We start from the raw sequence: 18,074 nt of genomic DNA, 5'->3' as shown, positions 1-18,074 counted from the left end.
GCGCTAGACCTCTGGCACGGCCTCTTGTACGGCGGCTGTGGCTTCCTGGAACTGGGTCCTGTACAGCTCGGCATAACGTCCGGACTCGGCGAGCAACGCACCGTGTGTGCCACGCTCCACGATCCTGCCGTCCTCCACCACCAGGATGAGGTCGGCGGCGCGGATGGTGGAGAGCCGGTGGGCAATCACGACGGCGGTACGGCCTTCCAGCGCAGCCCCCAGTGCCGCCTGCACGGCTGCTTCGTTGGTGGAGTCCAGCGCGGCGGTCGCCTCGTCGAGGATCACCACGCGGGGCTGGCCGATCAGCAGGCGCGCGATGGTCAGCCGCTGCCGTTCGCCTCCGGAAAGCCGGTAGCCGCGTTCGCCCACCACGGTGTCGAGGCCGTCGGGCAGCGAGCGGATCATGGGCTCCAGGCGGGCCTGCCGGATGGCTTCCCACATCTGGTCTTCGGTTGCGTCGGGTCTGGCGAGCCGCAGGTTGGAGGCGATGGACTCGTGGAAGAGGTGGCCGTCCTGTGTGACCATGCCGAGCGTCGCCCGCAGCGACTCGAAGGTTGCGTCCCGGACGTCTGTCTCTTGGGAGCCAACGCCCAGGCGCACGGCCCCGGAGTCGACGTCGTAAAGCCTTGCCAGCAGCTGGGCGATGGTGGATTTTCCGGCCCCGGAGGAGCCCACCAGTGCCACCGTCTGCCCCGGTTCCACCCGGAAACTGATGCCGTGCAGCACTTCCTCGCCGCCGCGGGTGTCCAGAGTGGCCACGTCCTCAAGGGAGGCGAGCGAAACCTTGTCTGCTGACGGGTAGGAGAACCGGACGTCGTCGAACTCGACGGAAACCGGACCCGGCGGGATGGCAACGGCGTCGGGCTTCTCCTGGATCAGCGGCAACAGGTCCAGGATCTCAAACACGCGCTCAAAGCTGACCAGCGCACTCATGATCTCCACCCGTGCGTTGGACAGTGCGGTGAGCGGCGCGTAGAGGCGGGTTAGCAGCAGGGCCAGCACTACAACGTCGCCTGGCGCCAACTGCCCCGTGATGGCGTACCAGCCGCCCAGGCCATAGACCAGCGCGAGCGCCAGCGCGGAGACCAGCGTCAGTGCTGTGACGAAGGTGAACTGCAGCATGGCGGTGCGGACGCCAATGTCCCGAACCCGGCCGGCGCGAACAGCGAACTCGTGCGATTCCTCGTCCGGGCGGCCGAACAGCTTGACCAGGGTGGCGCCGGGTGCAGAGAAACGCTCGGTCATTTGGGTGCCCATAGTGGCGTTGTGTTCCGCGGCCTCGCGGCGCAGGTCCGCCAGCTTGGACCCCATCCGGCGCGCGGGAATCAGGAAGGCGGGCAGAAGGATCATGGCCAGCAGGGTAACCTGCCACGAAGTCCCGAGCATGACCACGAGCGTGAGGATCAGTGAGACAACGTTGCTGACCACCCCGGACAGCGTGCCGGCAAAAGCGGACTGCGCGCCGATTACATCGTTGTTCAACCGGCTGACCAACGCGCCCGTCCTGGTGCGTGTGAAGAACGCAATGGGCATTTTCTGCACGTGGTCAAAGACCCTGGTGCGCAAATCCAGGATGACGCCTTCGCCGATCGTCGCGGAGAACCAGCGGCTCACCAGTCCAATGGCGGCCTCGGCAATCGCGACCCCGGCAATCAGCAACGCCAGCCGGATCACCTGGTCCGCGCCGGCCTTGGCCACGATGGCGTTGACCACCTGGCCGGCCAGGACAGGAGTGGCAACAGCCAGGAACGCCAGCACCACAGAGAGAAGCACAAAGGCGATCAGTTTTCCCCGGTGCGGCCGGGCAAAGCCCAGCACCCGCTTCAGCGTTTCCTTTGAGAACGGCTTGGAGCCGCTCTTGGCCCGGGTGATGTTGTACAGCGACCCCCAGGCCACCCGTTCCATGCTCACTGTTTGCGTTCTCCGGTTCCTGCCAGCACTTCGGTGACCTTGCCGGCGTCGACATGCCAGTGGGTGTCCAGGCGTACGTTGGCGAGCAGGCGGCGGTCGTGGGTGACCAGCAGGAGCGCACCGTCGTAGCTTTCCAGCGCCTGTTCCAGCTGCTCGATCGCGGGAAGGTCCAGATGGTTGGTGGGCTCGTCCAGGACCAGCAGGTTGACTCCGCGGGCCTGCAGCAGCGCCAGGGCAGCGCGGGTGCGCTCCCCCGGCGACAATGAATCCACGCTCCGTCCGGTGTGGTCCGCTTTCAGGCCGAACTTTGCCAGCAGCGTACGGACTTCGGCGGGGTTCATGTCCGTCAGGACGGCTTCGACGGCGTCACCCAAAAGCAGGTGCCCGGCCAGCAGTCCGCGTGCCTGGTCGATTTCGCCGACGGCCACCGAAGCGCCCTGCGAGGCAGCGCCCTCATCCGGCTCCTGGACACCCAAAAGGAGCCTGAGCAGGGTGGACTTCCCGGCGCCGTTGGGACCGGTGATACCGATCCGCTCGCCGGCGTTGAGCTGCAGGTTGACCGGGCCCAGGGTGAATTCACCGCGACGGACGACGGCGTCGCGCAGGGTGGCAACGACGGAACTGGACCGCGGGGCCTGGCCAATGCTGAACTGCAGCTGCCATTCCTTGCGGGGCTCGTCCACCTCGTCCAGGCGGGCGATCCGGGACTCCATCTGCCGCACCTTCTGCGCCTGCTTCTCCGACGATTCGACACTGGCCGCCCGGCGGATCTTGTCATTGTCCGGGCTCTTCTTCATGGCGTTGCGTACGCCCTGGGAGCTCCACTCACGCTGGGTGCGGGTGCGCTGCACCAGATCCGCTTTGGTGGACGCGAATTCCTCGTAGCGTTCACGGGCGTGCCGACGCGCTACTTCGCGTTCGGCCAGGTAGGAGTCGTACCCGCCATCGTAGACGTTGACCGCGTTCTGGGGGAGGTCCAGCTCCACCACGGTGGTAACGCAGCGGGCCAGGAATTCGCGGTCGTGGGACACCAGCACCGCACCGCCGCGCAGGCCTCGGACAAAGGTTTCCAGGCGTTCCAGCCCGTTGAGATCCAGATCGTTCGTGGGTTCATCCAGCAGCACCACATCAAAGCGGCTCAGCAGCAGCGCGGCGAGCGCCACCCTGGCGGCCTGGCCGCCGGACAGCGCGGTCATTTCGGCATCAGTGCCGGTTTCCAGGCCAAGATCCGCGAGCATGGCCGGGATCCGGTCATCCAGGTCAGCAGCTCCGGAGGCCATCCAGCGGTCGAAAGCGGCCGCATAGGCATCGTCGGCACCGGGGGCGGCGGAGCCAAGCGCTGCTGCGGTGGCTTCCATGTCCGCCGTGGCTTGGGCGCAACCGGTGCGGCGGGCAATGTATCCGGCAATGCTTTCACCAGGGATGCGGTCATGTTCCTGGGGCAGCCAGCCGACGAAGGCGTCCGAGGGTGCCAGGCTGACACTGCCGCCCTGCGGCTCGTCCACCCCGGCGAGGAGCCGCAGCAGTGTGGATTTTCCTGCCCCGTTTGCTCCCACGACGCCTACAACATCGCCCGGGGCGACAGTCAGCGACAGTCCGCTGAACAAGGTGCGGTGATCGTGGCCTCCGGCAAGGTCTTTGGCTACGAGCGTTGCAGTCATGGGTCCATCCTCTCACCGCCCCGAAGGGCCAACCAGCACAGCCCAACCAGCGCCCGGGCATAAAAGAACCCGTTGATCCGGACTTGGGGGGTGTACGGACCAACGGGTTCGACCATTAATACTAGTCGTCGGTGGTCCTGGCAGCAAATGAGACTAAGATCGTGGAGTCATCCAATCCAGTCGCCGTCCAGTAGAGGCCCCTCATGCCACTTCCCGCCAAGGCGTTCCAGCGCTGGCTGCAAGGCATCGCCCCGGATACCAGTGCGGCTGACGTCTGCCGGGTATCCGGCATCAAGCGGACCACTCTTGCCCAGCAGATGGTCCGGGGCAAAGTTGCCGAGTCCTCCGTTGTGGCCATCAGCCGCGCTTATGGCGTGAACCCGGTGGCAGCGCTGTCCACCTTCGAGGCCTTTCGGGTCCTGGCCGGCCCGGCCACCCCGCCGTCGGCAGAGGAATTGGTCAGCCAGGTGTCCACCACTGACCTGCTCCGGACCGTCCTGGCGCGCTCGGCCACCGAACCTGGTGGCACGCCGGAAGAGGCTCCGCCGCTGGGGCCCGTCCCGCACAGCACTTCGGTAAAGAACTGGGTTGATGCCGTTGACGATGGCGAGCTCCGGCACCGCGTGGCGGCCGCCACCGGCATTGCTCCACAGAACTATTCGGCGCAGCTCACTGCCAACCGGCTCACCCCGGAGCTTGCGCTGGCCACAGCTGAGGCCGCAGGCGCCTGTCCCACCACGGGACTGGTAGCCAGCGGACTGGTCACTGAACTTGAAGCCGGCTGGCACCCGGACGCGAGGCGTGCTGCCTTGAACACGATGTCCGACTCCCGGCTGGTCTCCCTGGCCGGTGAACGGCTGCAGGCCTTGGGCCGCACCCTGCGGCGACAGGAACAGGACCAGGAACAAACTGACATGATCTGGGAGAACCTCGGATGATCGCAACGCTCCAATGGGTAACGCTCGCCGTCTGCGCCGCCGTCACCATCGCCCGCCTCCCCAGTGCCCTGCGCCGCGACAACCGTTCCCTCTTCTTCATCTTCGCGCTGATTACGCTTGCGATCCTGCTCAGCATTGAAGGTCCGTATCTGGCCATTGACCGGGCACTCGGCGGCATGAACATCGCCAACCTCCTGCTGCGCCTCGTCATCTTCGGGGCTATCTTTTTCCTCGGCGTGAAGATCACCAAGGGCTTCGGCGCTGTCAGGGAGTACCGGCTGGTCACCGGGAAGCCCGGAATTGTGGCGCTGGCCATGTGCAGTGTTGTCGTCATCATTACCTTCCTGCTGACGGATACCACTGGTTCGTCCGTAGGGATGAGCCAGGTGGCAGGCAAGAATGAGAGGAACGCTGCGCTGGTAGAGTTCTACGCCGCCGCCGGGCGGCTATATCCGGCGTATGTTTCGCTGGTCCTGGTTCCGGCCATGGCAAGGGCAGTGCGCAGCAGCCTGCCCTTGCTGGTACGCCTCGGGGCCCTGCTCCTGGGTATCGGATCCGTGGCAATCGTCCTGACCATGTCATTTCCCTGGCTGCCGCCCGAGCTCGGAACCGCGAAGTTCGTTACCAACTACACGGCCATCCTGTGCTTCGTCATCGGCCTTGCCGTGATCTGGATTGCCAAGCTTCACGCCGCCCGTCAACGGAGCAAAAAGTCATTTTCAAAAAAGTAGCGGAAGGGCTTTCACAAAATCATTAGAGGATGGCATAATCATGAATGTGTGAAAGTGCCTGAGCTTAGGTGTTGCGAACGGGGATTGTTTCTTGCACCCGGGTTAGCTCTCACGCACATTGGGGGGATGAGTGGTGGCGGGCCGTTGGGGACCCGCCCCCACTCAGCCTGTTTAACGGACGAAGCGCAGCGTCACCAGTTTGAACGGGTTCAGGGAAAGCCGGGCAGCAGGGCCTTCGGTCTCCATCCCGGCCAGTTCAAGCGGCCGTTCCAGTAGATCCACGGCCCGGATTCCGGTAACCGCGAAGCCTGCAGTCAGGGTGCCGGTGGATCGCTGGCCCAGCGATTCATAAAGCCGCACAATCACATCGCCGGAGCCGTCTTCGGCCAGCTTCACCGCCTCAATCACCAGCGCCGGATTGTCCACGGTGAACAGCGGCTCCACGCCGTGTCCGCCCTGCACCAGCCGCGGCAGAAGATTGGTCCGGTAGCCTTCCTCGACGGCCTCGGCGATTCCGGCGCCGGGCCGGACCGTAACAGTCAGCTCATGCATTCCCTGGTCAGCTGCCGGATCCGGAAATTTAGCGGCGCGCAACAGGGACAGGCGCACCGTGGTGGTAGTGCCGCCGTCGTTCCTTACTCCCCGGGTGACGTCATGTCCATACGTTGAAGAATTGGCGATGGCCACCCCGTAGCCCGGCTCACCAACGTGGATCCAGCGGTGCGCGCAAATCTCGAATTTGGCTGCTTCCCAGGACGTATTGACGTGGGTTGGCCGGTACACGTGGCCGAACTGGGTTTCGGACGCCGAGCGGTCTGCCCTGACATCCAGCGGGAATCCCAACTTGAGCAGCTTCTCGCGCTCCTGCCAATCCACGCTGGTAGTGATGGCCAGCGATGGGCTGCCGGCCGCTAGGGTGATGCGCTGGGTCACCGGTGATTTTCCGGCCAGCCGCTCCACCACCACGACGGCGGCACCCGGCTGTTGCTCCACGGCCAGGCTCTGCGCCTCCCGGATGGAGGTGACGTTGCGCCGGTAGAACTCGTCGATGTCCCAGGCGTCCCATTCGTTGGGGGTGTCCCGGTGCAGTTCAAGGTGGTTGCCGGCTTCGCCGGGGGCAATGGCCTCCCGCCCCGTGGCGTGGTCGCGTAGCGAAATGAGCAGCCCGGCGGAATCGAGCTCTGCCCGGATCAGGCCGTTGTCCAGCACTACCGAGCCCTCCGTTTGCGCTACCTGCACCGGGGTTTCGCTGGTTACGGCTTCCGCAATGGCCAGAGCCGGTACACCGCCGCGCGAATGCGGCGCAGCGTTCAGCGACAGCGTGCGCGGGCCCGGTCCTGTCAGTGCGGCCGCAGCGGTGGCGATAATCCGCTCCAGAGCCGCGGCGATGGCCTGGTAGTTCCGCTCGGCGTCCTGGTGCACCCAGGCGATGGAGCTGCCGGGCAAGATGTCATGGAACTGGTGGAGAAGCACCAGCCGCCAGAGCCGCTTCAGTTCAGCGGCCGGGTACGTGAAATTCCCGGCATGGCGCACGGCGGCTGTGGTACACCACAGTTCGGCTTCCCGTAGCAGGTGCTCGCTGCGCCGGTTGCCGAGCTTGGTGCGGGCCTGGCTGGTGTAGGTGCCGCGGTGCAGCTCCAGGTACATCTCCCCTACCCAGACCGGCAGGCCTTCATACTCCTCACGGGCTTGCTGGAAGAAGCTCTCCGCGGTGCCGATCCGGACCTTCGGTGAGCCTTCCAGACTGGCGGTCCGATGGGCTGCAGCGAGCATTTCCCGGGTGGGCCCGCCGCCGCCGTCGCCGTGGCCAAAAGGCACCAGCGAGGAGTTGCCGCGGCCATGGTCGCGGTAATTCCGCTCGGCATGGGCCAGCTCGCGTGCACTGAGCTCCGCGTTGTAGGTGTCCACGGGCGGAAAATGCGTGAAGAGCCGCGTGCCGTCGATGCCCTCCCAGTTGAAGGTGTGGTGCGGCATCCGGTTGACCTGGTTCCAGGAGATTTTCTGGGTCAGGAACCACTGGCTTCCCGCTGCCTTGACGATCTGGGGCAGGGCCGCGGAGTATCCGAAGGAATCGGGCAGCCAGGCCTCCTGGCAGTCCACGCCGAATTCCTCCAGGAAAAAGCCCTTGCCCTCGATGAACTGCCGCGCCATGGCTTCGCCGCCAGGCATATTGGTATCTGATTCCACCCACATCCCGCCCACAGGCACGAACTGGCCGGCCGCCACCTTTTCCTTGACCCGGCGGAACAGGTCAGGGTAGTACTCCTTGATCCAGGCAAGCTGTTGGGCCGAGGAGCAGGAGAAGACGAAGTCCGGGTAGTCCTCCATCAGGGCCACCACGTTGGAAAAGGTACGGGCGCACTTGCGGATGGTTTCGCGGACGGGCCACAGCCAGGCCGAGTCGATATGAGCGTGCCCGGTGGCCACTAATTGATGTGCAGAGGCATACGCGGGCTGCCTGAGCACTTCTTCGAGCGCCTGCCTTCCGGCGGCAGCCGTTCCGCCGACGTCGTCCGGGTCCACAACGTCCATCATGTCCTCAAGGGCACGCAGGATCTGGTACCTGCGGGGCAGTTCCAGGGGCAGCTGATGCATCAGCCCGTGCAGAGTCCACACGTCCTGCTGCAGCTCCCAGACGGCCTGGTTCAGCTCTGCGATGACTATATTGCCGAGCCGGTACTGCGGCGCGCTGCCGGCAGTGGATTTGTCGCCGTAAGGGGTTGCCGCGAAGGTCCACCCTTGGGCAACGTCCGGATTGGCGGCAGCTTCAACGTAAAAATCGATAGCCAACCCGGAGCCCAGGAGCTTAAGCGGGATGTACTGGTTCCGGGGCGAAATGGCCTTGATAAGGGTACCGTCGGGGCGCCACGCAATACCCTCACACTGAAACCCGGGGGTCTCCTGCGTGAAGCCCAGGTCCACCACAATCTCGACGGCGGTACCGGGCTCAGTGCCCCAGTGGTGCGGAACTTCGCCCTGGAGGCGCAACCACATGGTGCTCCACGGCTTGCCCCAGGCAGCGCCCGGTTCCTGGTGGCAGAACTTCTGTTGCAGGGCTTCCTCCACCGGCACTGGCTCGTCGGGAACGTCCCAGCTGGTCAGAGAAAGCGGCGTACTGCGGGCATAAACGGCAGTGGCGATGCGCTCGCGCATAAAGCGGTCGAGACGGACTTCCGTGAGCCGGCGGTCGTCGTGCAATGTTTGGCCTCATTTGATTGCTGGATCCGTATAAGACGTGTCCAATCGATGGACAAAATCTACTGTCTCAGGCCACAATATCCAAGCCGGGCTTCGGGGAGGATTCCGCCTCGGGCGGCGACTCAACGGCGGTGGCAGGGGCAGCGTCCGGCAGAGCAATCCGGGACCGGCCTGCATAAACATTCAGGCTGCTGCCGCGGCTGAAGCCCACCAGGGTCATCCCCGCCGAGTCCGCCAGCTCCACCGCCAGGCTGGACGGTGCGCTCACCGCTGCGAGCACCGGAATTCCGGCCAGCGCCGCCTTCTGGACCAGCTCAAAGGAAGCCCGTCCGGATACCTGCAGCACCAGGTTGTGCAGCGGCAATAGTCCTTGGCGCAGGGCCCACCCCACCACCTTGTCCACGGCATTGTGGCGCCCTACATCCTCGCGTAGGCAGAGCAGCTGCACGCCGCCGTCGTCCATCACGCGGAAAAGACCTGCCGCGTGCACACCACCGGTAGCGTCGAAGAGGCTCTGGGCTTCACGGAGGCGGTCCGGCAAGGACGCCAGAACCTTCGCCGGAATAGCCATCCCGTCACCCTTGGGCTCGTGGTGAGAGGACTTCCGGACGGCGTCGATCGAGTCAGTTCCGCAGATACCGCACGAGCTGCTGGTGAAAACGTTCCGGCCCCGCTCCGGAAGGACAACGTCCGGGCGCAGCTGGGCTTCAACGACGTTGAAGGTCTGCACGCCGTCCTCGTTCTCCCCTGCGCAGAACCGCATGGAAACCAACTGCTCGGGTTCCCAGATCACGCCTTCGGACACCAGGAAACCGGCCACGAGGTCAAAATCGTCCCCGGGCGTCCGCATGGTCACCGAGAAGGACATCTGGCCCAGCCGGATCTCCAGCGGCTCTTCCACGGCCAGGACATCTTCACGGTTCCGCACCGGAAATTCGACGGCGGCCGGCGAACCGTCCAGGACGTAGCGGTGGATCCGGCGGCGCTGGGTTACACGTCCCATGGGTTACGGCTCTCTTCGTCGGGGCTGTCCTTCGGCGCGTGGGCGTGAAGGTGGTCCTTGTTGGTGTCCTCTTGGGGCGGGCGCCTGTTCATCCTTCCATCATCCCAAGGTGTTCATCCCGGCGCCACCAAATGCGTCAATCGAGGAGGGCGCTCCAGTCCACCGGACCGGCGGGCTTGGCGGTATTACTCCGGCGCTGTTTCCGGGCAGCGGGTTTTTCCTTGGCCTTTGCATCCTCGACCGTGCGCAGCTCCGGAGTCCAGGGCAAGGCAAACGCCGGCACAGGCTCGCCGAGCTGGACGCCGTGTGGCGGGACCACCATCACACCATCGGCGGAAGCGAGGCCGCGCATCATTCCGGCGCCGGTGTGTTGCGCGGGAGACGCCATGCCGTAGAGCATCCGGAAGGGCAACAGGCGGGTATGGCCCAGCTGCGGCTCCATGATGGTCCCGCAAGGTACTTCCCTGACGATCATTGGCCTGCCATTGCCAAGTGTGGCAAGGAGCGGCCAGCCGACCGTACAGAGCGCCATCATGGCCGCCAGCGGGTTCCCGGGCAGCCCAAGTATCAGGCGGCCGTCCGGCAGCTCGGCCAACACCGCTGGGTGCCCGGGCCGCATGGCGATACCGTCAATAACCAGCCGGCCACCCAGCTCAGCAACGGCCCGGCGCAGGTGATCTGTATCGGAGCGGCCGGTGCCGCCGGTGGTGATAACGACGTCGGCCGGTTCTTCACCGGGTTGGTCCTCCAGTGCAGCGAGCCATTCCTCATAGCTGTCACCAACCCGCAGCGCCCCGCCGGGCACGCCGCCCATCATTCTCACGACGTCGGCCAGCTGGGGGCCGAACGTGTCCCGGACCTTACCCGGCTCCGGGAGTCCGCTGTCCACCACTTCCGAGCCGGTCAGCAGCAGTTTCACTACCGCCTTGCCCCGGACCACAAGCTCGTCATAACCGGCCAGGGCGGCCAGGGCAATGTGGGCAGGGTTGAGGGTAACGCCGCTTTTGATCAGCAGTTCACCGGCAGCGGCTTCCTCCCCCGCCTTACGGATGTGCTGGCCATTGCGTGGTTCGCCGGGACGTGCCGTGCCGCCCAGTTGCAACACCGGCAAGCCGTCTTCATCGGTGCCCAGCGCCGCACTCTCAATGCGCAGCACTGCTTTGGCACCGGGCGGCACCAGGCCGCCGGTGGCAATGGGGCTGGCCTGGTGCGGGGCCAGCCGCTGACCGCGCTCCACAGGGATCCAGGGCCCGGAGCCGTTGACAGCCCAGCCATCCATGGCGGATGAGGCGTAGTGCGGCATGTCCTGCAGCGCCGGCACGTCCTCCGCAAGCTCGCGGCCCACCGCCTGCCGCAGGGGCACGGGGGCTGGCGGGATGGGAACCGCGCTGTTGAGGGCTGACTGCCGGGCTTCGTCCCAGGTATGGGCGTGGTGGTGCGGCGGAACTGGCGTATCCGGCGTCATTCGGGAGAGTCCACCACCGGCGCCGCGTCAGTGGCAGCGGGCCCGGTTCCGGCGGAATTATCTGTGGCGCTCCCGGTTCGTGGATACTCCGCTGCGAGCTTCCGGGCCATCTCCATGGCGGCAGCCATGGCCGCCGGCGCCGTGGACTGGCCGGCGCCTGCGGCCTTACCGGCAGCGTAACCGGCAATAAAGGTGGTCAGCGGGGCCGCTGGACGGACGATTGAGTGCGCGGCGATCCCGGCCAGGGACAGGACAGCACTTACGTCAACTTCCACGCCCTCCAGTTCGAAGGCAGCGAGCAGGAACTTGCTCCAGTCCTCAAGAATCTCGTCCTGCATCTTCACCGTCTGCCTCCAAGGTAGCTTCATCCAGGCGCTGGCCGGATCCGTTTGGTGGGTCTGCCCGCTCAATTCCTAAGGCCTCAGCATCAGCCCAGGTATCGACGTCGTCCGTGGAACCCTCGGGGACCGGGACAGTCACCACGTCAAGATTAGCAAGGAGAGCCCGGACCGAGCCGTTCGTGAGTTTTCCGAGCGAGGACATTTCGTCAGCGTTTTTTTGTAGCAGGGCAGTGCTATAAAGGGCGGCAAGCGGCTGGCGACGGCCGTCGGGCGAGACCGCAGCGATGCCCTCGAAGCCTTGCTCTCCGAGTCCCGATCCGGCAGCACAAGCCTTCAGGAGGGCGGGAACGGCCAGGCTCACCAGCGGCATATCGCACGCCAGGACCAAGGTGAAAGCCATGGGATGGCGATTCCGCGAAAGGGCGGCAAGCCCGGCGGCTATGGCAGCTGCTGGCCCACTGAATGGCGGGTCTTCGCGCGCGTGCAACACTTCCGGGGGCAACTGGTCCGCGGGTCCAACTACCACAATCCGCTGCGCTCCCCGAGCGGCGGCAACCGTCCGATCCAGCAGCGCGACGCCATCATAGAGCAACCTGGACTTAGGCACCCCGCCCAGCCGGGCAGAGCGTCCTCCTGCCAAAATCAGGGCATCGTAATCCACCGCCCCAGCGTACCTCCCAGGCTGCCCAACTTCGCCCCGGGTGGCGGTCTATGCCGTGCAGGACGAAGGTGACACCCGAGGGCTGCTGGTCAGGCGGCGTTTTCCGGCAGCAGGAAGGGATCCCATGCCGGTGCAGGCTTTTCCAGCTCCTTGATCTGCCATATGGTGCCCTGTGGAGGTTCCGGGACAAAGCGCAACTTCCAGCCCATTTCCGCCGGGGTGTGATCGCCCTTGGCGTTGTTGCAGCGCAGGCACGCGGCAACCAGGTTCTCCCAGGAGTCAGCCCCGCCACGTGACTTAGGGTGCACGTGGTCAATGGTGTGCGCCGCCTTGCCGCAATAGGCACAGCGGTGTCCGTCGCGGCGAAGCACGCCACGGCGGCTGACCGCCGTCGCCCTGTTGTAGCGGGGACGGATGTAGCGATTGAGCAGGATCACGGAGGGTCTGCCCAGTATTTCCTGTGGTCCGACGACGGGGTCCTCCCCCTCAGCAACCACACTGGCTTTTCCTGTGAGCACAAGCACCAGCGCCCGGCGGAAGGTGATAACCGCCAGCGGTTCATATCCAGCATTCAGAACGAGAGTGCGCATGCACATACCTCTTCACGGCCGCACCCGTCAGGGGCACGAGGGCCGGCTGCCCTCGGCATGTCCGGGCTATGGATCGACAAGTCCAGAGTAAACACCGCAGGCCGTTTAGGGCTAATCGGGCGTCCGGTAAAGACCGTGTCCTGAAGTTAAATGCAGCAGGGACTCCCACCAAAGTGGAAGTCCCTGCCGCATCTCACGGGGAGCTGTTAGCCGTTGACGCGGATGAAAACCGGCCCGGAACCAACGTTGACGCTGAAGAGGACTGTCTGGTTGCCGTTGTAGCCGCCGTGGACAGCCTGGCCGTTTCCAGCGTAGATCGCTACGTGTGCAACGCCCGCGCCACCGTCGGCGTAGTAGATGATGTCGCCCGGCTGGGCCTCGGCTGCGCTGACGGTGCGTCCCAGGGACAGGTAACCGGCCGGCCAGTCGTGGAAGTGGATGCCCACTGCTGCCAGCGAGTTGGTGACGAGCATGGTGCAGTCCTGGTTAACGCCGATCTGCGCGTAGGCGGCGGCCAGGATGGTGGAGTTGAGCCCGGTGGAAGCGGCGGCCGGAGCCGGGGCAGCCGTGGAAGCGGCCACCGCCTGCCGGACCACCGGCGCTGCTGCGACTTCTTTTTCCGGGGCTGCTTCTTCCGGGGCTGCCTTGACCTCAACAGCAGGTGCCGGCTCTTCTTCGACGGGGGCCGGCGTGGTGGTTACTGCAGGCCGCTCAAAGGAGATGGCAATGCTGGAGGCCGCGGTGATGACTGCCGGAACCGATGACCGGACATCCACCGCCGAGGCCGTGGCCGCTTCACGCTGAATACCGGAGTCAGCGGCGTTGGCGGCAACGCCGCTGCTCAAAACAAGGCCGGAGGCCGCTGCAATGACAGCGGCCTGACGGCCCACGCCGCCGGCGTTGTCGCCGACGGTCTTGGCAATGATGGCCAACGCGCTGGTCTTGGTGACCTCCGCGCGGTGCCGTGCAGACGCACTTGATGACATTGGGGATCTCTCTTTCGAATCCTCTAGCCGGTTGGGCGGCACGAGGTTTTGAGCGTGGCGGCGTTTTTGGGGTACGCAGGCAAGCCCCGAACGGGGATTTAGCGGAGGGTGTAGAAGGAGGACGAACCCGTGGCGGCTACTGAATGCAGCAGCGTGCCCTGGGACGGGTTCAGCGCGCTGATCATCATGCCGTTGCCGACGTAGATGCCAACGTGTGCGCCACCGTTCTGCATGACGAGGTCACCCGGCTGCGGGTCGCCCGTGGGGGTCATGGCGTTCCAGGCACCGGTGCGCGGAATGGAGATGCCGGCCTGAGCGTAGACCCACTGGGTAAAGCCGGAGCAGTCCCAGCCGGCGGGAGTGTTGCCACCCCAGACGTAGGGGCTGCCGATGCCGGTGTAGGCAATAGCTGCCAGGCCTGAGGCTGCAGCCGAGGTGGCAACCGGAGCTTCGGGAGCTTTGGTGGTGACTGCGGTAGCGGCAGTGGCGGTAGCGGTAGCGGTGGTTGCCCCTGCTGCTTCGTCGTCTTCGTCGTTGGACCGGGGCTCAATGACTTCAATCACGGGGGCGGCGACGGTGGTGATCACGGGGCGCTCGAACGACACGGTGGCCGTGGGGGCGGCCGTGACAGCCAGTGAAGTCTGGGAAGCCGACTCAAGGGAGGCGGAGACGCCTACCGTGCTGTCTGCTGCGTTGGCCGGAAGGCCGATGCTGAGGATAAGGCCGGAAGCTGCTGCAATAACCGCTGCCTGACGACCTACGGTCCCGGCATTGGCGCTGACGGCCTTCGAAACAGTTCCCATGGGGTTGATGCGCACCGGCTGGGCGCGGTGGCGCGCAAGATTATGGCGTGACGACACGTAAGTAGCCTCTCCCAATGCCTGCGAGGTGAGCTGTCGGATTCGGATGGGAGTTCACCCGGCCGCGCCACTTCCAAGGAAGCTTTGCGACTTAACCCCAAGGCCTTCCAAAGAAGGCCATATTTGGTTCCCCCGTCTCTGCCAGACGATGTCATGCGAACGGACCTTGGGCGGTGGCAGAGTTAGGCAATCCACTCAAGAACGTCAACTTCGGAAAAGTTGACGCGGTTTAGACGGTACAGCAGTTCTTCTTCAATGTCACATTCAGGTCACGGCGTGTTGCAAAGAAACGAGAGCGGTTCATCGTTTGGTTACAGCCAGCCGGCGGGATCGACGACTTCACCGTTGACCTGCACCTCAAAGTGGAGGTGGCAGCCGGTGGAAGCGCCTGTGGTGCCGCTGAAAGCCACGACGTCGCCGCGGCTGACCTTCTGGCCTACCGACGCCTTGAAGGACGACAGGTGGTTGTAGGTGGTCTCCAGGCCGTTGCCGTGGTCCACTACAACACGGTTGCCGCCGCCGTAGGGGTGCCAGCCTGCGAAGGTGACAGTGCCGGTTGCGGCGGCGAGCACTTGGGTGCCGCACTGGGCCGCAAAGTCGGTTCCACGGTGGAAGTCGCCGGTTCCTCCGGTGATCGGGCTGACGCGGTAACCGTAAGGGGAAACCGTGGTCAGTGAGGCCAGCGGGCCAGCCAGGGTGCCCACGGAGGCGGCCGGGGTCACGGCAGCCGCGGCCTGGGCGCTGAGGAGCTGCTTGAGCTTTCCGTCAGGATCGCCCTGCGTAGTGACGGCCGTGCGGCTGAAGTCGACCTGCGCTGCCGATTCCGCGGAAATGTCGGGCTGTGGCGCCGCAACAACGGCGGCAGAAGCACTGGTTGCGGCAATGGGAAGGGTGGAATTGGCGAGTACCGGACTGGTCACGGGGACGGTAATCGTCAGGATCAGGCCCGTGGCGGCCAGCCCGATGCCGGCCTTCTGGCCGATGCCGCTGGCGGCAGCGAAGTCAGTAAGCTGCCGGAACGGGCTCCGGTGGCGGCGCGCTTCCCGTTGCGGGTCCCGGGGACGGTCCGCGAGTGGGACTTCAGCAACCCGTGGCTGCGAAGCGGAGCCGACGGCGCGACGGCGGCCCCTGTAATTCTGCGTGCTCAAGTATTTTCCTCTCTGGAAGCCTGCGAAGTTAGCTGTCGGATTCGGATCAGAGAGTTAGCGACCCGGCCCGCAAAGCAGGTCATCTTGACGCACAGATATCCAGGGGATTCGTTTATCAAAAGGACTGCCGCTGCGGACTTCACCCCAAGGCCGCTCGAAAACGGCCGATTGTGGTTCCCCCGCCCCTGCCAGAAAGGTGACTCGAACTCCCGGTCCGCTGGCAGAGCTAGGCTTTCGGACCAGATAACGCTTAGGTATCGGCGTCGAAGGTTAACTATAGGCGATGAGGCCGGACAGTAACAATTCCGTTATAAACGGAAGGTGCGCTTATCATTTTTTGCCTCGCGCAAGAGACGGCCGAGGTCGCAAGACTAATCAGGAGAGCTTCACAAAGACGTGGGCTGCAACTTCCGGCGGCAATTCGAGGGCGCCTTCGATGCCGGCAACCCGCACGGAGATGTACTCCCCCACGCGCTCCAGGGTGACGTCCGTGCCCGGGCGGATCCCGCCCTCATCCAGTTGCACAAGCAACTCCGGTTCAACCTGGATGGGCTCCGCCAGCCGACAGACCCGCACGGTTGATTCCGGACTGTAACCGGCCATGGCTTCCAGCAGGTTGATCACGCCGTCAGTGAAGGCGGAACCCACTTCGCCGCCGAGTGCCGCCAGGCCCGGGATGGGATTGCCGTACGGCGACTCAGTGGGGTGGTCCAACAGTTCATAGATGCGCTGTTCAACACGCTCACTCATCACGTGCTCCCAGCGGCAGGCCTCGTCATGGACATAGGCCCAATCCAGCCCGATGATGTCCGACAGGAGGCGTTCGGCCAGCCGGTGCTTGCGCATAACCTCTGTGGCACGTTTGCGCCCGGGTTCGGTCAGTTCCAGGTGCCGGTCGCCGGCAACGACCACCAGGCCGTCACGTTCCATGCGCCCGATGGTCTGCGAAACCGTTGGTCCCGAGTGGCGCAGCCGCTCCGCAATGCGGGCGCGAAGTGCCACGATGTTCTCTTCTTCAAGCTCCAAAATGGTCCGAAGATACATCTCCGTGGTATCGATCAGATCCGTCATCCAGCTCAGCTCCTTGAGCGCAGTCCCACGCGTTCGTCCACCGTATCGCGTACTGATAGCGCGTCGCTTATCAGGTCCACAGCTTAGCCTATTTTGAATTACTCCGGATAATCCCGCCGGGTTGTAGCCGGCCGCCAAAAGTCCCCACTGTGACAGCTCCAGTTCCCGGAGGACAGCGTAGTCAGGCAGAATGAAAGCGGCCTCTACAGCAGCCAACACTGACTGTCCCGTCCGACGGCCGCTGCGGCCAAACTGTCCCTACGAATTTGGAGCCCTTGTGAGCGACGCCAGCATCACCATCCCCGCCAATCTCGTGCCACAGGACGGACGTTTCGGCGCCGGCCCGTCCAAGGTACGGGCGGAGCAGCTGGAAGCACTCTCCGCTGCGTCCACCACCATCCTCGGCACTTCGCACCGCCAGGCACCCGTGAAGAATCTCGTGGGTTCGGTCCGGGACGGCCTGTCCGCATTCTTCCGCGCACCTGAGGGCTACGAAGTGGTCCTGGGCGTCGGCGGCTCCACTGCCTTCTGGGATGTCGCAGCGTTTGGCCTGGTGGAGACCAAGGCGCAGCACCTCTCCTTCGGCGAGTTCGGCTCCAAGTTCGCCGCTGCCACCAATAAGGCACCGTTCCTGGCAGAATCCAGCATCATCAAGGCAGATCCCGGAACGCGTCCGGTTGCGGTGGCAGAGGCCGGCGTGGACCTCTACGCTTGGCCGCAGAATGAGACGTCCACCGGCGTTGCCGCTCCTGTCCGCCGCGTCGAGGGTGCCGACGCCGGTTCCCTGGTGGCCATCGACGCTACCTCCGCGGCCGGGGGCCTGGACGTGGACGTCGCCGAAACCGACGTCTACTACTTCGCCCCGCAGAAGAACTTCGCGTCCGACGGCGGCCTGTGGCTCGGCCTCTTCTCCCCCGCCGCTATCGAGCGCGCGGCCCGGATCGAGCAGAGCGACCGCTGGATTCCGGACTTCCTGAACCTGCAGACGGCCATCGACAACTCCCGCCTGAACCAGACCTACAACACTCCGGCGCTGTCCACGCTGGTTACCCTGGACGCCCAGGTCAAGTGGCTTAACGGCAATGGCGGCCTGGACTTCGCCGCGAAGCGCACCGCCGATTCGGCCGGACGTATCTACGCGTGGGCGGAGGCCTCCAGCTTCGCCACTCCGTACGTCACCAACCCGGAGGACCGCTCCAACGTCATCGCCACTATCGACTTCGACGACTCGATCGATGCCGTCCAGGTTGCCAAGGTCCTGCGCTCCAACGGCGTTGTGGACACCGAGCCGTACCGCAAGCTGGGCCGCAACCAGCTGCGGATTGCCACCTTCGTAGCCATCGAGCCGGACGACATCACCGCCCTGCTTTCCTGCATCGACTACGTGGTGGCAGAACTGAGGAAGTAACTGGAACCAGGAGTTTCAGGGTTCGACGGCGTCGTCCGGGCTTTGTGCCGGGGCGGCGCCGTCTGTACAAGGCCGTCACCCGGCTGCGCATCACAGGGTCTG

The 18,074-nt window shown here is 64.9% G+C and carries 15 protein-coding genes and 2 riboswitches; of the genes, 3 read left to right on the top strand and 12 right to left on the bottom strand.

Annotated elements, in window-relative coordinates:
- Nucleotides 1-3: 3 nt before the first annotated feature.
- Complete coding sequence (locus tag ACWA13_RS04880) at nucleotides 4-1,911, bottom strand: ABC transporter ATP-binding protein (RefSeq protein WP_463937033.1); 1,908 nt, start codon at nucleotides 1,909-1,911, stop codon at nucleotides 4-6.
- Nucleotides 1,908-3,572: an ABC-F family ATP-binding cassette domain-containing protein gene (locus tag ACWA13_RS04875; protein WP_463937032.1), complete on the bottom strand. Its 1,665-nt coding sequence runs from the start codon at nucleotides 3,570-3,572 to the stop codon at nucleotides 1,908-1,910. The genes ACWA13_RS04880 and ACWA13_RS04875 overlap by 4 nt, the downstream gene beginning before the upstream one ends.
- A gap of 203 nt (nucleotides 3,573-3,775) precedes the next feature.
- Between ACWA13_RS04875 and ACWA13_RS04870 the strand changes: the two genes are divergently transcribed.
- Together ACWA13_RS04870 and ACWA13_RS04865 are read left to right on the top strand one after the other, a co-directional pair.
- Entirely contained in the window at nucleotides 3,776-4,510 is a 735-nt protein-coding gene (locus ACWA13_RS04870) for a hypothetical protein (protein ID WP_463937031.1), read from the top strand.
- Nucleotides 4,507-5,241 (top strand): hypothetical protein, encoded by a 735-nt coding sequence (locus ACWA13_RS04865; RefSeq protein WP_463937030.1) that lies wholly within the window; start codon nucleotides 4,507-4,509, stop codon nucleotides 5,239-5,241. The genes ACWA13_RS04870 and ACWA13_RS04865 overlap by 4 nt, the downstream gene beginning before the upstream one ends.
- Nucleotides 5,242-5,412: 171 nt before the next feature.
- Here ACWA13_RS04865 and ACWA13_RS04860 read toward each other — a convergent pair whose 3' ends face one another.
- From ACWA13_RS04860 to ACWA13_RS04815, 10 genes are all read right to left on the bottom strand, one after another.
- Nucleotides 5,413-8,439 (bottom strand): alpha-mannosidase, encoded by a 3,027-nt coding sequence (locus tag ACWA13_RS04860; protein ID WP_463937029.1) that lies wholly within the window; start codon nucleotides 8,437-8,439, stop codon nucleotides 5,413-5,415.
- Nucleotides 8,440-8,506: 67 nt separating this feature from the next.
- Nucleotides 8,507-9,442 (bottom strand): formate dehydrogenase accessory sulfurtransferase FdhD, encoded by a 936-nt coding sequence (fdhD, locus tag ACWA13_RS04855; RefSeq protein WP_463937028.1) that lies wholly within the window; start codon nucleotides 9,440-9,442, stop codon nucleotides 8,507-8,509.
- Between the two features lie 136 nt (nucleotides 9,443-9,578).
- Nucleotides 9,579-10,907, bottom strand: a complete 1,329-nt coding sequence (locus tag ACWA13_RS04850) for a molybdopterin molybdotransferase MoeA (RefSeq protein WP_463937027.1) — start codon at nucleotides 10,905-10,907, stop codon at nucleotides 9,579-9,581.
- Nucleotides 10,904-11,245 carry a DUF6457 domain-containing protein gene (locus ACWA13_RS04845; protein ID WP_463937026.1) on the bottom strand — a complete coding sequence of 114 codons (342 nt, stop codon included), beginning with the start codon at nucleotides 11,243-11,245 and terminating at the stop codon, nucleotides 10,904-10,906. The genes ACWA13_RS04850 and ACWA13_RS04845 overlap by 4 nt, the downstream gene beginning before the upstream one ends.
- Nucleotides 11,226-11,909: a molybdenum cofactor guanylyltransferase gene (gene mobA, locus ACWA13_RS04840; protein WP_463937025.1), complete on the bottom strand. Its 684-nt coding sequence runs from the start codon at nucleotides 11,907-11,909 to the stop codon at nucleotides 11,226-11,228. The genes ACWA13_RS04845 and mobA overlap by 20 nt, the downstream gene beginning before the upstream one ends.
- 89 nt (nucleotides 11,910-11,998) lie before the next feature.
- Complete coding sequence (locus ACWA13_RS04835; RefSeq protein ID WP_463937024.1) at nucleotides 11,999-12,499, bottom strand: HNH endonuclease; 501 nt, start codon at nucleotides 12,497-12,499, stop codon at nucleotides 11,999-12,001.
- Between the two features lie 206 nt (nucleotides 12,500-12,705).
- On the bottom strand, nucleotides 12,706-13,485 hold the full coding sequence (locus ACWA13_RS04830) for an NlpC/P60 family protein (protein ID WP_463937023.1): 780 nt from the start codon (nucleotides 13,483-13,485) through the stop codon (nucleotides 12,706-12,708).
- A 98-nt stretch (nucleotides 13,486-13,583) separates the two neighbouring features.
- Nucleotides 13,584-14,288 (bottom strand): C40 family peptidase, encoded by a 705-nt coding sequence (locus ACWA13_RS04825; RefSeq protein ID WP_463937832.1) that lies wholly within the window; start codon nucleotides 14,286-14,288, stop codon nucleotides 13,584-13,586.
- Between the two features lie 61 nt (nucleotides 14,289-14,349).
- Nucleotides 14,350-14,528, bottom strand: a riboswitch (cyclic di-AMP (ydaO/yuaA leader).
- Between the two features lie 128 nt (nucleotides 14,529-14,656).
- Nucleotides 14,657-15,493, bottom strand: a complete 837-nt coding sequence (locus ACWA13_RS04820) for a M23 family metallopeptidase (RefSeq protein ID WP_463937022.1) — start codon at nucleotides 15,491-15,493, stop codon at nucleotides 14,657-14,659.
- Between the two features lie 3 nt (nucleotides 15,494-15,496).
- Nucleotides 15,497-15,701: riboswitch (cyclic di-AMP (ydaO/yuaA leader) on the bottom strand.
- 167 nt (nucleotides 15,702-15,868) lie between these two features.
- On the bottom strand, nucleotides 15,869-16,564 hold the full coding sequence (locus tag ACWA13_RS04815) for a metal-dependent transcriptional regulator (protein WP_463937021.1): 696 nt from the start codon (nucleotides 16,562-16,564) through the stop codon (nucleotides 15,869-15,871).
- A 277-nt stretch (nucleotides 16,565-16,841) separates the two neighbouring features.
- On the opposite strand from ACWA13_RS04815, the gene serC reads away from it, so the two are divergent.
- Nucleotides 16,842-17,972, top strand: a complete 1,131-nt coding sequence (serC, locus tag ACWA13_RS04810; RefSeq protein ID WP_463937020.1) for a phosphoserine transaminase — start codon at nucleotides 16,842-16,844, stop codon at nucleotides 17,970-17,972.
- The last annotated feature ends 102 nt before the right edge of the window (nucleotides 17,973-18,074 follow it).

The organism is Pseudarthrobacter sp. TRD_SC_9, from assembly GCF_055361265.1.
This window is presented reverse-complemented; position numbering and strand designations above follow the sequence as displayed.